The sequence below is a fragment of the Ruegeria sp. THAF33 genome (assembly GCF_009363615.1).
Taxonomy (GTDB): domain Bacteria; phylum Pseudomonadota; class Alphaproteobacteria; order Rhodobacterales; family Rhodobacteraceae; genus Ruegeria.
This window is the reverse complement of the sequence record NZ_CP045384.1, coordinates 2,893,749-2,907,951: the sequence shown is the minus strand read 5'-3', so window position 1 is coordinate 2,907,951 and position 14,203 is coordinate 2,893,749. Positions and strand designations below refer to the sequence as shown.

Genomic DNA, 14,203 nt, shown 5'->3' with positions numbered 1-14,203 from the left:
CGTTTATTTTAACCGCTTTCACCTTTGATCGAGAAAGTTCGAAGCAAATTCGGAGAATGCCATGAAGGTTTCCACCCTTCCTCACGTATCTCAATCACAGTCACCCCAGACCCGGCTGGAAAACGCCGCCATAGAGCTGGAGGCCGCGTTTCTGGCCGAAATGCTGAAATCTGCCGGGGTGGGAAAGACCCGTCAGTCCTTTGGCGGTGGCGCCGGTGAGGATCAGTTTTCTTCGATGCTTGTTCAACATCAGGCGCAGCAACTGGCCCGGTCCGGCGGCGTGGGCCTTTCCGAAATTCTGTTCAAGTCACTGATGGAGAAAACCGATGACGTCTAAGGCCGATAAAGCGTTGATCAAGTCTTTGGAAGAAGTCCTGGATTTGGAACGTGCCGCACTTGTGCAGGGGGATCTGGACCGTTTGTCCAGCATGGTGCCTGAAAAAGAAAAGCTGATCGGGGCAATCAATGATCTTCAGGTGCTGGAAAGTGAGGCACTGATTCGCGTTCAACAGAAAGCCGAGCGCAATCAGGCGCTGCTGAACAGCGCGGCTGAAGGCATCCGGGCGGTCGCCAGCCGAATGGCTGAATTGCGGCGCGTTCGGCAGGAATTCAGCACCTATGGTGCAGACGGACAGCGAAGTGAATTCGCGGTGCGCAGCACGGCAAAGCTGGAAAAGCGGGCATAGGCAGAAGTTTGATTCAAATCCGAAATTTCTGGGCCGGGCGCTTTAGCACTCCGTTAGGGGATCGAGCTCAAAAGTGGTGTTGCACCTGAGATCAACAGGTGGCGCGAACGGCCACGCGGCGCGTCGCACAGGTCAGAAAGACACCAATGCCCGCAAATAGTGCGGGGTGAACATGGGCAAAATGGCCCGAACGGAAAAGGATGAAAGCTATGTCCAGCATTCTGACAAACAATGGCGCGATGGTTGCGCTGCAAACTCTCAAGTCGGTCAACAAAAACCTGGCGATGACCCAGAACGCAATCTCGACCGGCAAGGACGTCGCGACGGCCAAGGACAACTCGGCAGTTTGGGCGATTTCCAAAGTGATGGAGTCGGACGTCAAAGGTTTCAACGCCATCAAGGACAGTCTTGCGCTTGGCGAATCGACCGTTGCCGTAGCACGGAACGCCGCGGAAACCGTCACTGATCTGCTGACCCAGATGAAAGGCAAGATTGTCGCGGCGCAGGAAGACAACGTTGACCGCGGCAAAATCAATGATGATGTGACTGCACTGAAAGATCAGATCGCGTCCGTTGTCAGTGCGGCGCAGTTCAATGGTCTGAACCTGGTTGACGGCTCTGCCGGTTCCGCTTCGATCCTTGCATCGCTGGATCGTGACAACACAGGTGCTGTGACCTCGTCGTCCATCACCGTCGCAGGGCAGAACCTGTCGACCGGTGGTTATGTCACCAAGCAAGTTTTTGACGGTTCGACCGGCGCATCGACAGGCAACGATCGCGTTGGCGCAACCATTGATAACGGCGCAACCGCCGCAACCGCTCTGGTCACCGACGAATCCAGCGGTGTTTTTGCCGCCGGGGACAAGGTCATCGTCGCGATCAACGATCAGGTCGTATCCTATACCGTGTCTGCCGAAGACGCTGCCGCGACAACAACCGGTGATCTGGTTGCCGTTGGGTTGAAATCGAAGATTGAAGAACTTGGGATTACCGGTCTGACGGTCGATTATGACTCGGGTACAGCCGGAACCTTGTCTGTCACCAACGGTACGGGCTCGGACATTTCGTTTTCGGCTCAATTCGTGAACGCCGGTGCAGGTGGTCTGGGCGCGCTGGCCGGCATTGATGTTTCGACCGGTGCGGGTGCGACCGCTGCCCTGGCCGCCGTTGAGTCGCTGATTGATACTTCGATCGACGCGTCTGCTGCTTTCGGTTCCTCTCAAAGCCGGATCGAAACTCAGAAAGAGTTCATCTCGAACCTGTCCGACTCGTTCAAGTCAGGCATCGGGTCGCTGGTCGACGCGGACATGGAAGAGACTTCGGCGCGGTTGCAGGCGCTTCAGGTTCAGCAACAGTTGGCGACACAGTCGCTTTCGATCGCCAATCAGGCACCGCAGTCGATTCTGTCGCTGTTCCGCTAATTCGCGAAATCGGTTGGGGCGCGGTCTTCGCGCCCCATCAATGACTGCCTGATGACGGCCCTTTGGAAGGATTTCAAGTGACACCGCAAACCCTAGCCCATCAAACCTATGCGCAAACCGCCGCGCCGACTCGGACGCCTCGAGACACGGAATACGAAGCGATTTCAAGGATCACACGGCGCTTGAAGGCGGCAACGGCACAAAAGGCAACGGATTTTTCGGGCTTTGTAAAGGCCGTGCACGAAAACCGGCGGCTGTGGGGGGTGCTCGCCAACGGCGTTGCCGATTCCGAGAATGCCCTGCCCAACGACCTGAGAGCCAGGATCTTCTACCTTGCCGAATTCACCGAACAACACAGCAGCCGCGTTCTGGGAGACGGCGCAACCGTTGAACCGTTGGTGGAAATCAACACGGCTGTATTGCGCGGATTGCGCCAGATGAGGGCAACTTGATGAGTGGTCTGGTCCTGAAGCTTGCCCCGAAAGAAAGGGTTCTGATCAACGGGGTCGTGATTGAGAACGGCGATCGCCGCGGCCGGTTTTCGATCATGACGCCACAGGCGAATGTTCTTCGACTGCGGGACGCGATTCATCCGGATGAGGTGAATACGCCGGTGCGCCGCGTCTGTTATGCCGCGCAGCTTGTATTGTCGGGGGACATCGAACCTGGCCAAGCACGTCAGCAATTGTTGCGCCGCGTGGAAGAGCTGAGCCAGGTTTTTACGGATGCAGATAGCCGCCGGGTCTTGGCCGAAGCCACGGATGCCCTGGTTGCAGAGCATTATTACAAGTGCCTCAAATCGCTTCGCTCGCTTCTGCCGCGCGAAGAGCGGCTGATGGCTTATCAGCAATGACATTCCAGCCCGTCATCCCAAGCGGTGGAATCGTGGGCTGGCGGTTCTTGCAACGTACCTATGAAAGCCAGCTCCAGAGTTTTTCGTCGTCAGCTGCGAATGAAAGAGAGACAAAGTTTTTTCTGGACAACATCGGAAAAATCCAATCCGCCGAACAGCTGGTGTCGGATCGCAGGTTGTTGCAGGTCGCTTTGGGTGCGTTCGGCTTGGAAGGAGATTTGGACAACCGGTTTTTCATACGCAAAATCCTCGAGGATGGGACACAGGCGGATGACGCGTTGTCCAATCGATTGGCCGACAAGCGATACCGGGAATTTTCTGACGCCTTTGGGTTTGGTCCCGGTGCTGTCCGAAAAACCGCTCTGACGTCCGACATGGAGCAAATCGCCCAGGCCAATTTGACGGCCCGGTTTGAAATTGCCGTTGGCGAGTCGGATGAAACGATGCGTATTTCGCTCTATGCACAACGAGAGCTTTCGGATCTTGCCAACAGGACCTCAAGCGCAGACACAAAGTGGTTTGATCTTATGGGGCTGCCCCCTTTGCGCAGCATGATGGAAACGGCACTTGGACTGCCGTCATCCTTTGCGCAGCTGGACATTGACAAACAACTCGTCGAGTTCAAGGCTAGGTTGCTCAAACTGACCGGCTCGGAGGATCTGGCACAGTTTTCGAACCCAAAGTCCATCGAGAAACTGACCGACACCTATTTGGCCAGAAGTCAGATTGCGCAACTTCAGAACACGATCTCGCCGGCGCAGACCGCATTGATCTTGTTGGGGGCCGTTTGAGCAGAACGCCTCCAGATCGAAGTGGTCGGTGAAGCATGATCGCAAGGGCGTCACGCTGATCAAGGCAATGCGGTTTTCTTCAGAACTGCAACGAAAGGCCTCAACCGTTCAGAATCTCATCGGCTGCGGTTCGCAAAGCATATGATCTGACGGGTCGGGACACGTTGTGCAGATTGACGTCTCCCAGCGGTACAGCATTGGAACAGGCCGGTTCGATGTCTTCTGAAACGACAATGCGGTGCCCTTGCGACTTGCCGAACTCGCCCAAACGTGCGGCGACGTTTGCGGCCTGACCGATAACTGTGAAATCAAGCCGTTCGCGAGATCCCACATTGCCGTAGGTGACACGCCCATACGCGACGCCGATCGAACAGTCGCAATGCCTGTCCGTACCTTCTTTGCGCAGCTCTCCCAAAGTTTCGACGATTTTGATCGCCGAGCGCTGGGCATTGGTGCGGGCCGTACTGGCATCCTCGTCCGTTGCCGGGAAAACGGCCAGAACAGCGTCGCCAATGAACTTCAGGACTTCTCCGTTGTTGTCATGAACAATGCCCGAGACCGTTTCAAAGAACTCGTTCAGGAGATTGATATACTCGCCCCGGCCCAGCTTCTCTTCCAGGCTCGTTGAATTACGGAGGTCGCAGAACATGATGGCGGCGTCGATCTCATCCCCGTCACCCCTCCTGATTTCGCCGCCCAATACGCGCGCGCCGGTGCGTTTGCCGACATAGGTTTCCAGCAGGACCTGCGCGTTTTCGCGCTGCATGAACACCTCGTAGAAACGGGCGATTACCGAGGAACATTCAAAGACAAGGCCCAGATTTTCGGTGGTAAACCCGTCCGGGTGATCGCAGGTCAGCGTCAGAACATTGGTGCGCCCGTCGGAAAACGGCAAGGGCATGGCCACGTAATCTGTTGCGCCCTTGGCCCGCAGATCCTCCATGATCGGGAAGCTGTTTTGCGGGTTTTCATCATTCAACCTTTGCCGCACGCCACCCAGGCCGTTCGAGACATGCCGCAAGGGGCTGTTGATGAAAGCTGGGTGATCATAGATTTCGTATGTCGGAGCCCGGGTCAGAATCTCTTCTTCATCTTTTTCCCAGATATAGTGTTTTCCCGCGATCAGGGGGTGAAGGGACCAGGCCAGAATGCTCAGCCTTTGTATTGCGATGCCGTGCTCCAGCATCTTTTCGGCCAGCGCTTTGGTAAAGCTTTCGGGCGTTGCCGCGGTCGAAGCACCACGCATCAACCAATCGATCAGGGGGCCGCTGATGTTGCCGTCTTCTGGTTCGCGAAGGCGGTTGTCGCCCAGATCGATTTTCGTATAGGCATCGGGCACGAAGCCGATACAGCCTTGAATGGCCGCGCTTTCGGGCAGGGCTTCTTCATAGGCCCAGACAGAATTGGCCAGGTTTTCGGACCCCAGATTGATGTCGTGATACGTGGCAGTGCCTTTGAACGGGCAGAATGTTTGCAGGTCTGTTTCTTCGCTCAGATCAACACAGACATCCGCGCGGGGAACATAGATCGTGGGCGGCAGGCGCGTTTCATACATGACCTTGGCATCTTTGCTTTCAGCCAAAAGCACATCATTGCGGTAAATGGCAATTCTGCCATTCAGCGATTCAACCGAGATTCCATACCCATTGATTTTTGGTGCGGCGTGGACGTTCATATGCGACCTCCCTTGCCTGGGTTTTTTCTAGAATGGGGCTTTGCATCCCACATTCCAAGAGGCGCAGAAGGGAAAAGTGCCAACGCATACGGTCATGCAGCAAGGCTCAGACCATTTGTATCACGTCTTTTTCGATGGACAGCATGTACCCTTTTTTGGCGATGTTCTTGACCAGAAGTTCACTTACCATCTGGTTGCCAAGCGCATCCCGCAACCGTTTGATCCGCGTCGCGCCTGCGGCTTCGTCGCAATCGGCCTCATTGCGGCCGGAAATCATCGCCTCGATCTGGGCGCCGGACAAAACCTCATCATCCAGCCGGGATTCAGCCAGAACAGACAGGGTTTCCATGGCGGCGGGCGTGAGTTTGAAATCCATGTTGTTGAGGTAGACGGTGTTTTCCTCGCGGCTGATCAGCAACGAGGTCACCTGAATGCCGGTGCGTTCGATCTGCGCCATGCGTCGGTTCAGCAGTACCAGCATAACCAGAAAGACCAACGCCGAGGCCATCATGGCGCAGGCAAAAACCAGCAGCACATAGATCACCATCCGATAACTGGACAGGGTGTCGGCGAAGGCGGTGCCGGACTGGGCCAGAATTTCAAGCAACCGGATTTCGGTTTGCGAGGTCAGATCGGTCTCGATGAACAATCGCTCGACCCGCGCGTTGAATGCGTTGGCGTCCGGCAGGGTCCAGAACAGGAAAACGGCGGCGGTGATCAGAATGGCGACAATGGCTGCGACGCCCAGCACGACCAGACGGACCCCCGACCGGCGTGCGTCAGAAACGGAGATAGAATTTTCCGGCATTGCCTTTCCTCTGATCCAACCCTTCCGGCCCGAAAACGGACTGCACTTCAAGCAAGGTCCAGCCTGACGCGCTCAGGCGCTGGGCGATTTCTGCCTGGGCCTGGCCCTTGTCGCAGTTCGAGACCTGAATGACCCCATAGTGCAGACGCAACGGGTTGTCTTTCTTGGCCTTGTAATCCGCATAGCAATCCGCCGCAGACGCAGCAGAGCCAAGCGATATCAGGGCCGCAAAGGTCAGAGAAGAGAGGATCTGTTTCATAGGCCGCATCCTGCGCATGAGTTGCCGCGATATTCAATAACCCAAGGGGTTTGCGGGCTCTGATATCCGATAACACCGGGCTGTTATTGCTTGTCTGGACCGGTCGCCCCCAGTGTCAGGGCAATCAGGACGCGCTCCGTCACACGGTCGCCCAAACACTATGAAGGACACGCATCATGCACAGGAAATTCATCGCTTTCATCGTTGCGACCGCGGTTGCAATAACCGGGGTTTCTGCGTCTCAGGCACGGGCTGCGGACGCAAAGGACATTCTTGGCGGGCTGGCGGCCATCGCGCTCATCGGGGCCGGGGTTCACTATTACAACAAGGAAAAGAAAAAGGATCGGGCGACTCGCCATCAGACCTATACCCCGGCACCTTACACGCCGCAGCCTGTGCGCCCTCTGCCGCCGCGCGTGGCGCGCTATGATCTTCCCCAGCGCTGCCTGCGCACATTCAACGGGTATTCTCAGGATCATCCGCTGCTTGGGCCGAAATGCCTCAAGAAGCACTACAAACATGCCAATAGCCTGCCGCAAGAGTGCAAAGTCGGTTTCTGGAATGGCCAAAAGGTCAAGCGGGCATACGAACCCGCGTGCCTGCGCCAGAAAGGATACCGTGTCGTTTACCAGTAACACCGGTTGAGCAGGAGCGGCGCCAAAGACGCGCCGCGTGAGAGAGGGCGGTGTTGGCTGCCCTCTCTCTTTTTTCTTGCGGCGCTGTGTGAAACACGGTTTTCCAAAAGGATGACAAAACCAGATTTCGAACTTGAACAGGCGCTGCTGGACCGGGGCCATTGCCGTATCGCGGGGGTGGATGAGGTCGGGCGCGGCCCTTTGGCCGGCCCGGTCGTCGCGGCAGCGGTGATCCTGAACCCACAGACCATCCCCGAAGGGTTGAATGATTCCAAGAAGCTGACGGCCAGACGTCGGGTCGCGCTGGATACCGAGATCCGGCACAGCGCCGAGTTTGCCGTGGCCGAAGCCTCGGTCGCCGAGATTGACGAGATCAACATCCTCAGGGCATCGCATCTGGCGATGCTGCGCGCGGTCGAGGCTCTGTCGCCGGCCCCTGATTTCCTGCTGATCGACGGGAACATGATTCCACGCGGCCTGAAAATCCCGTCGCAGGCCGTCGTGAAGGGGGACGCCCGATCGGTGTCGATTGCAGCCGCGTCGATCCTTGCAAAAAACTGGCGCGATCAGGTGATGGTGGATTTGGCGCAACAGCATCCGGGATATGGATGGGAAACCAACGCCGGTTATCCGTCAAAACAACACAAGGAAGCACTGCAAAATCTTGGCGTGACCCCACACCATAGACGTTCGTTCAAGCCGGTGCACAATATCTTGTATCAAGAGTAAATCGTAAGTCGCTGATTCAAAAAAGAAATTGACGCCGATTCGTCTTTGACTCATCCTTGTCTCAACCAAATGAGCGCAAAAGCGCCGTGGACACTTGAGGCAGTGATATGACGACAACCACCAAAAAGGGCGCAATAGCGCCCCCTTTAAACACGATTCTATCCGGGGACTGCATCGAAGTGATGAACAGTCTTCCCGAGGCATCCGTTGACCTGATTTTTGCGGATCCGCCCTATAATTTGCAGTTGAAAGGTCAGCTGCATCGCCCGGACAATTCTCAGGTGGATGCGGTGGATGATCACTGGGATCAGTTTTCCAGCTTTGGTGCCTATGACCAATTCACCCGCGCGTGGTTGAAGGCGGCGCGCCGTCTGCTCAAGCCAAATGGTGCGATCTGGGTGATCGGCTCTTACCACAACATCTTCCGTGTGGGTTCGGCCTTGCAGGACGAGGGCTATTGGATTCTGAACGATGTGGTCTGGCGCAAGTCAAACCCGATGCCCAACTTCCGCGGCAAACGTTTTACCAACGCGCATGAGACGATGATCTGGGCTTCCAAGCGCGAAGGTGCCAAGTACACCTTCAACTATGAGGCGCTGAAGGCCCTGAACGAAGGCGTGCAGATGCGCAGCGACTGGGTGCTGCCGATCTGCACCGGGCATGAACGTCTGAAGGATGAAAACGGTGACAAGGCACACCCGACGCAAAAGCCGGAATCACTGCTGCACCGTGTTCTGATCGGCTCGACCAACCCCGGTGACGTGGTGCTGGATCCGTTCTTCGGCACCGGAACGACCGGAGCCGTCGCCAAGATGCTGGGCCGCGAATTCATTGGTATCGAACGCGAGGAAAGCTACCGCAAGGTGGCCGAGAAGCGCATTGCCAAGGTCCGCAAGTTCGATCGTGAGGCTCTGGAAGTCAGCGCCAGCAAGCGCGCCGAACCCCGCGTTCCCTTCGGCCAGCTGGTCGAGCGTGGGATGCTGCGCCCGGGCGAAGAACTTTATTCCATGAACCGGCGTCACAAGGCCAAAGTCCGGGCCGATGGCACATTGGTCGGTGACAACGTCAAAGGCTCGATCCATCAGGTGGGCGCCCATCTGGAAAATGCGCCGTCCTGCAATGGCTGGACCTATTGGTGCTTCAAGCGTGACGGCAAAACGGTTCCGATCGACGTTCTGCGCCAGCAGATCCGGGCCGAGATGAACTGATACAAAGAACACCGCCGGTGCCTGTGGCCTGACACAAGGCACTACGCCTTGCCCCGCCGATCCTACGGCGGGGTCTTTTGTTTTCGGATCAACAGTGATTGCATGTTGTTGATCCTGACACTGCAAGAAAGATCACGGCCATGACCGAGACAACCGCGCAGCCCCGCCGCAGTCTGTTTTTCACGGAACCTGACACGTTCGATCTGGACAACAAATACACCGAGGCCGCGTTGGAGCGGCACAAGCGTGAAGGGTTGGAACTGGCCGTCCGCGCGCGCTGGGTGGCGATGGCACTGACCGGGGTTCTTCTGGTTTTCCTGAACCCGCAATGGGAGGTGCTTTGGTATCACTTCATTCTGCTGCTGATCTGCGCCAACGGTTGGCTGATCCGCCGTTCCGGTCGGGTGGGGCAATCGCGGGTCGAGCTTCTTTTGATCTTCGTGGATCTGCTGATCATGACCCTAGGAATGATCGTGCCCAACCCGTTCAGTGACGATGTCCGCCCTCTGGCCATGCAATACCGGTTCGACAATTTTCAGTACTTTTTCGTCATCCTGGCGGCCGGAACCCTGGCCTATTCCTGGCGCACGGTCATTGCCATCGGTTCGTGGACGGCATTGATGTGGACGATCGGTTGGATCGTTGCCTCGTGGGTGGCAACGCCGATTCCGGGGATCAGCGAAAAGGTTGCAGAGGCCTTGCAAGGCTATCCGGATGTTGCCGAGCTGTTGGATCCAAACAGTTTCATGGTCCCTCAACGTATCCAGCAAGTGATCGTATTCATAATGGTCGCGGTGACGCTGGGCATTTCGATGCGGCGTCTCAATCAATTGTTGATGAACAACGCGGGGTTGGAACGGGAACGGGCCAACCTGTCGCGGTATTTCTCGCCCAATGTGGTGGATGAGCTGAGCCAGAACGATGAGCCGCTGAAACAGGTCCGCAAAGAAGATGTGGCCGTTCTGTTCATCGATATCGTCGGGTTCACCAAATACGCCGCCGGGCGGGATCCCTATGAAGTGATCGAGGTTCTGCGCGGGTTTCATGCCCGTATGGAAACCGAGGTATTCCGGCACCACGGGACCTTGGACAAGTATCTGGGCGACGGTTTGATGGCGACCTTCGGCACTCCGGTGCCAACGCCCCTGGACGCGAGCAATGCCCTGGACTGCGCGCGTGCGATGGTGGGTGTGATCGACCGTTGGAATCTGGAACGTCGCAGGGTGGGAGAGCCCGAAATCCATGTCGGCGTTGGGGTGCATTACGGCTCGGTCGTACTTGGGGATATCGGTGCCAACCGGTTGGAATTCGCGGTGATTGGCGATGCGGTCAATGTGGCGGCTAAGCTTGAGGCACTGACGCGTGAATTCAAGGCGCGTATCGTTGTCAGCGATGCCGTACGCCTGCGGGTTGAGCAAGAAAACCCGCAGGCGCCGGAGGTCATGGCCGGTTTTGTTGCCTGTCGCGACCAACCCGTGCGAGGGGTCGAGGCGCCGATGGATGTCTGGGTGATGAAAAGCTGAGGGCCTCCCGCCCGTCAGAACAGCATCGCAGATGCAGTGCTGACAGTTGGGCCAAGCAGCGCGCCTGTGCGCGCTGCGATCACGCTTTGGGCATGGGGTTCAAAGATTTGTTGTAGGGGTGCCAGTCGGTGATCTCGGGATAGTAGTGGCGCCGCCACGCGCGAACGCGCGGGTTCATGACCCGCCGCCACAGCGGAGGGATCATGGCGAACACGGTCATGACGGGATAGCCATAGGGCAATTGCGGTGCCATGTCCGACGCGTGATGTTGCAGCAGCGGAAACCGGCGATTGGGTTTGTAATGGTGGTCCGAATGGCGCTGAAGATTGATCAGCAACCAGTTCGAAGCTTTCTGCGAGGCATTCCAGGAATGGCGTGGCAGGACATGCTCGTACCGTCCCTCGCCCAGGTGTTTTCGGGTCAGGCCGTAATGCTCGACATAATTGACCAGCTCGAGCTGCCAGATCGCGACACCAGCCTGAAGCAGAAACAGCGCCACGCCGGACCATCCTCCGATCAGGCCAGCCAGTGCCAGCATCCCACCTTGCAGCGCCCAGTACCGCCAGAACGGGTTTGAACGATCTGTCCACGGTCTGTCGATGCGGGCCAGCTTGTTGCGCTCGGCGTTGAAGGCCGAAACCCAGCATTGCCACAGAACGCGGGGATAGAAGCGATGGAAACCTTCGTTGTAGCGCGCCGTTACCGGATCGCGCGGGGTGCCAACATGGCGGTGATGGACCAACAGGTGCTCGGACCGAAAATGAGAATACAGCACCATGGCAAGAAGGATGTCCCCCAGCCAGCGTTCCAAGCGGCTTTTCTGGTGCATCAACTCGTGGCTGTAATTGATCCCAATCGTGCCCGAAATGACGCCCGTGCCAAAGAAGAGGCCGATTTTCTCAAGCGTTGACAGATGGGTGCCGTGGGTTGCGTACCAGATGAGACCAAAAAGGGTAACGAACTGGATCGGGGCCCAGAGTTTTGTCAGCAATATGTACCATTGCAGCGCCGTGTCCGGGGTCTCGGGGTCGGCGTTTTGAGTGTTGAGCCCGGTGATCCGGTCCAGCACTGCAAAAGCCCACCAGGTTGCGGCAGGAACCAGCAGCAGTGACCATCCACCGGTAGCAGCTGAAAACCAGACCAGCGGAATCAGCAGCAGCGACACCCAGAAAGGGGATGCAGATTGCCAGCGGGACAATTTGCCTGTTGCGATCATCTTTTCTGCTCCGACTTTACGGAGATATCCTAGCCATGGCCCGAAGACTTGCACAGCGGACTTATTGTCCTCGCCAAAGATCATAGGCCTTGCGCATCACGGTTGGCAGGTCGCCGGGCCTGAAGCTGTGTTTGTCTACAACTGTCAGATGTTCGGGTATGTCGTGATCGGCGGCATCTGTGGTCCAGATCCGCAAAATCAGGTGGAAATGCGTAAACGTATGGCGCACTTCGCCCGGCAACATCGTCCAATTCGCAGGGAATGGAGGCCGTTCGGCCGGGGCATCGTTCCACTCTGATCCGGGCCAGCCCAGCATTCCGCCCAGCAAACCTTTGTCAGGCCGGCGTTCCAGCACCATGGCCCCGTCTGCGCTTTGCGCAACATACACGTGCCCATAGCGCGTGGGTTTGGGCTTTTTGGGTGTTTTTCGTGGCAGGTCGGCTTGGGTGCCTGCGACGCGGCTCTGACAGGGGTCACGCAGGGGGCAAATGCCACATGCCGGCGACTTCGGCGTGCAGATGGTTGCCCCCAAATCCATGACGGCCTGCGCGTAATCGCCCGGACGTATGGCCGGGGTCAGGGCCGACGCCTTTTCCTTCAGCAGGGGTTTGGACCCGGGTAGCGGATCGTGAATGTCATGGAGCCGGGCCATGACACGCTCGACGTTTCCGTCCAGCACGGTTTCAGGCCGATCAAACGCTATGGCCGAGATCGCTGCGGCGGTATAGGGGCCTATGCCGGGTAGGTTCAGCAGCGCTTCTAAGCTGTCGGGAAACCGGCCATCGTAGTCCTGCGTGACGGCACGGGCGCATTTCAAAAGATTGCGGGCGCGGGCGTAATAGCCAAGCCCGGCCCATTCCCCCATGACCTGATCGTCGGGTGCGGCGGCCAGAGCCTGAACCGTGGGCCAGCGGGTGGTGAAGCGCAGGAAATAGTCGCGAACGGCGGCAACTGTAGTTTGCTGCAACATCACTTCGGACAGCCAGACCCGATAGGGGTCGGGGCGCATCCCGGCGGCGCGATCTGCCGGACCGATGCGCCATGGCATTTCGCGGGCGTGGCGGTCGTACCATTCCAGCAACGCATCACTGACGATGATTTCAGCAGAGTCACGCAAGTTTTATTCAACTCCCGGTCGGGTTTCGCTGGCACATGGTGGTCTGCCCAGTACAATAGAGGTGTAGGAGCAGGAAACCAGATGCAACGCAGACGTTCTTCGACCCGCGGGTTCAAACGCACCGCATCCTTGCTGAACGATCAGATCCGGCGCGCCGGGGAAAGCCGGGGGTTTGCCGTGTCACGGCTTTTGACCCACTGGGCCGAGATTGTCGGCCAGGAAACCGCCGCCATCGCGCGCCCGGTCAAAGTGGGTTATGGCAAGGGCGGATTTGGTGCCACCCTGACCGTGTTGACGACCGGGCCACAGGCTCCGATGCTGGAAATGCAGAAGGAACAGCTGCGCGGCAAGGTAAACGCGGTCTATGGCTATAACGCCATCAGCCGTGTCCGTATCACCCAGACCGCTCCGACCGGATTTGCCGAGGGGCAGGCCAGTTTCGACCACAAGCCGAAGCAAGCCAAACCCCAGATTGCGCCTGACATTGCCACCGAGGCCGACAAAATGTCACGCGATGTACATGATGAAGATTTGCGCGCGGCTCTTGAACGTCTCGGGCGCAACGTTTTATCCAAACAGAAACGCTGAGAAAGGGCTGAAAATGAGCCGTATTGCAACCGTAATCTGTGCGGCCGTCGCCGTGGCCGCTGGCGGCTATTGGCTGACAGGGTCGAACACCAATGTCACCGTTCCACTGGTCAGTGCCGCCGCAGCGCAGGAGGCGGACCTGGATACTTCGACGATCGTCGAAATGGTGCTGGGCGCCGAGGATGCACCTGTCGAAATCATCGAATATGCCTCCTATACCTGCCCGCATTGCGCGAGTTTCCATCAGGGCGCCTTCAAACAACTCAAGAAAGACTTCATCGACACCGGCAAGGTAAAGTTTACCTATCGTGAGGTGTATTTTGACCGCTACGGCCTTTGGGCATCGATGGTTGCACGCTGCGCTGGCCCCGAAAAGTTCTTCGGTATCACAGACCTGATCTATGAAGGGCAGGCAGAATGGACACGCGCAGGTGGTCCGGCCGAGATCGTGGACGAGCTGCGCAAAATCGGTCGTTTGGCCGGCATCGATGGCGATCAGCTTGAGGCTTGCCTGCAAGACGGTACCAAGGCGCGGACATTGGCTGCGTGGTATCAGGAAAACGCCGAGCGTGATGGCATCCAGGCGACGCCATCATTTGTGGTGAACGGCAAGAAGGTCGACAACCAGTCCTACGCTGACTTCAAAAAGCTGATCGAAGACGAACTGGGTGGCTAAACACCCTTTTCCGGTTGG

General features: G+C 57.5%; 18 protein-coding genes. 12 read left to right on the top strand and 6 right to left on the bottom strand.

All coding sequences use genetic code 11. The features are described from left to right. Positions 1 to 61 precede the first annotated feature (61 nt). Both FIU92_RS14570 and FIU92_RS14565 read left to right on the top strand, forming a co-directional pair. Complete coding sequence (locus tag FIU92_RS14570) at positions 62 to 337, top strand: rod-binding protein (RefSeq protein ID WP_152459295.1); 276 nt, start codon at positions 62 to 64, stop codon at positions 335 to 337. Then, a complete protein-coding gene (locus FIU92_RS14565) occupies positions 327 to 686 on the top strand; it encodes a flagellar biosynthesis protein FlgN (RefSeq protein WP_152459294.1) in 360 nt (119 codons plus the stop codon). Before FIU92_RS14570 ends, FIU92_RS14565 begins: the two co-directional genes overlap by 11 nt. 91 nt (positions 687 to 777) lie before the next feature. Here FIU92_RS14565 and FIU92_RS23150 read toward each other — a convergent pair whose 3' ends face one another. Then, positions 778 to 906: a hypothetical protein gene (locus tag FIU92_RS23150; protein WP_256367488.1), complete on the bottom strand. Its 129-nt coding sequence runs from the start codon at positions 904 to 906 to the stop codon at positions 778 to 780. Here FIU92_RS23150 and FIU92_RS14560 point away from each other — a divergent pair. The 4 genes from FIU92_RS14560 to FIU92_RS14545 all read left to right on the top strand — a co-directional run bounded on the left by FIU92_RS14560 (position 896) and on the right by FIU92_RS14545 (position 3,751). After that, positions 896 to 2,107 (top strand): flagellin, encoded by a 1,212-nt coding sequence (locus tag FIU92_RS14560; RefSeq protein ID WP_152459293.1) that lies wholly within the window; start codon positions 896 to 898, stop codon positions 2,105 to 2,107. The two genes, FIU92_RS23150 and FIU92_RS14560, sit on opposite strands and share 11 nt — an antisense overlap. Positions 2,108 to 2,184: 77 nt before the next feature. Then, positions 2,185 to 2,559 carry a flagellar biosynthesis regulator FlaF gene (gene flaF / locus FIU92_RS14555; RefSeq protein ID WP_152459292.1) on the top strand — a complete coding sequence of 125 codons (375 nt, stop codon included), beginning with the start codon at positions 2,185 to 2,187 and terminating at the stop codon, positions 2,557 to 2,559. After that, positions 2,559 to 2,960 carry a flagellar biosynthesis repressor FlbT gene (gene flbT, locus FIU92_RS14550; RefSeq protein ID WP_152459291.1) on the top strand — a complete coding sequence of 134 codons (402 nt, stop codon included), beginning with the start codon at positions 2,559 to 2,561 and terminating at the stop codon, positions 2,958 to 2,960. Before flaF ends, flbT begins: the two co-directional genes overlap by 1 nt. Continuing rightward, on the top strand, positions 2,957 to 3,751 hold the full coding sequence (locus tag FIU92_RS14545) for a DUF1217 domain-containing protein (protein ID WP_152459290.1): 795 nt from the start codon (positions 2,957 to 2,959) through the stop codon (positions 3,749 to 3,751). Before flbT ends, FIU92_RS14545 begins: the two co-directional genes overlap by 4 nt. Before the next feature lie 100 nt (positions 3,752 to 3,851). On the opposite strand, the gene FIU92_RS14540 is transcribed toward FIU92_RS14545, so the two are convergent. From FIU92_RS14540 to FIU92_RS14530, 3 genes are all read right to left on the bottom strand, one after another. Then, positions 3,852 to 5,426, bottom strand: coding sequence for a DUF427 domain-containing protein (locus FIU92_RS14540; protein WP_152459289.1), 1,575 nt, complete (start codon positions 5,424 to 5,426; stop codon positions 3,852 to 3,854). 106 nt (positions 5,427 to 5,532) lie between these two features. Then, a complete protein-coding gene (locus FIU92_RS14535) occupies positions 5,533 to 6,234 on the bottom strand; it encodes a helix-turn-helix domain-containing protein (protein WP_152459288.1) in 702 nt (233 codons plus the stop codon). Beyond that, entirely contained in the window at positions 6,206 to 6,493 is a 288-nt protein-coding gene (locus tag FIU92_RS14530) for a hypothetical protein (protein ID WP_152459287.1), read from the bottom strand. The genes FIU92_RS14535 and FIU92_RS14530 overlap by 29 nt, the downstream gene beginning before the upstream one ends. A gap of 176 nt (positions 6,494 to 6,669) precedes the next feature. Between FIU92_RS14530 and FIU92_RS14525 the strand changes: the two genes are divergently transcribed. From FIU92_RS14525 to FIU92_RS14510, 4 genes are all read left to right on the top strand, one after another. Continuing rightward, complete coding sequence (locus FIU92_RS14525) at positions 6,670 to 7,128, top strand: hypothetical protein (RefSeq protein WP_152459286.1); 459 nt, start codon at positions 6,670 to 6,672, stop codon at positions 7,126 to 7,128. 111 nt (positions 7,129 to 7,239) lie between these two features. Continuing rightward, positions 7,240 to 7,857: a ribonuclease HII gene (locus FIU92_RS14520; protein ID WP_152459285.1), complete on the top strand. Its 618-nt coding sequence runs from the start codon at positions 7,240 to 7,242 to the stop codon at positions 7,855 to 7,857. Between the two features lie 107 nt (positions 7,858 to 7,964). Further along, positions 7,965 to 9,065 carry a site-specific DNA-methyltransferase gene (locus FIU92_RS14515; protein ID WP_152459284.1) on the top strand — a complete coding sequence of 367 codons (1,101 nt, stop codon included), beginning with the start codon at positions 7,965 to 7,967 and terminating at the stop codon, positions 9,063 to 9,065. Positions 9,066 to 9,205: 140 nt separating this feature from the next. Beyond that, positions 9,206 to 10,588, top strand: coding sequence for an adenylate/guanylate cyclase domain-containing protein (locus FIU92_RS14510; protein WP_152459283.1), 1,383 nt, complete (start codon positions 9,206 to 9,208; stop codon positions 10,586 to 10,588). A gap of 79 nt (positions 10,589 to 10,667) precedes the next feature. Here the strand turns inward: FIU92_RS14510 and FIU92_RS14505 are convergent, their stop codons facing one another. Both FIU92_RS14505 and FIU92_RS14500 read right to left on the bottom strand, forming a co-directional pair. Continuing rightward, entirely contained in the window at positions 10,668 to 11,804 is a 1,137-nt protein-coding gene (locus FIU92_RS14505; RefSeq protein ID WP_152459282.1) for an alkane 1-monooxygenase, read from the bottom strand. A gap of 61 nt (positions 11,805 to 11,865) precedes the next feature. After that, on the bottom strand, positions 11,866 to 12,852 hold the full coding sequence (locus FIU92_RS14500; protein WP_371419751.1) for an A/G-specific adenine glycosylase: 987 nt from the start codon (positions 12,850 to 12,852) through the stop codon (positions 11,866 to 11,868). Positions 12,853 to 13,002: 150 nt separating this feature from the next. Between FIU92_RS14500 and FIU92_RS14495 the strand changes: the two genes are divergently transcribed. Continuing rightward, entirely contained in the window at positions 13,003 to 13,509 is a 507-nt protein-coding gene (locus FIU92_RS14495) for a DUF721 domain-containing protein (protein ID WP_152459280.1), read from the top strand. Positions 13,510 to 13,522: 13 nt separating this feature from the next. Continuing rightward, a complete protein-coding gene (locus tag FIU92_RS14490; RefSeq protein WP_152459279.1) occupies positions 13,523 to 14,185 on the top strand; it encodes a DsbA family protein in 663 nt (220 codons plus the stop codon). Positions 14,186 to 14,203: the final 18 nt, after the last annotated feature.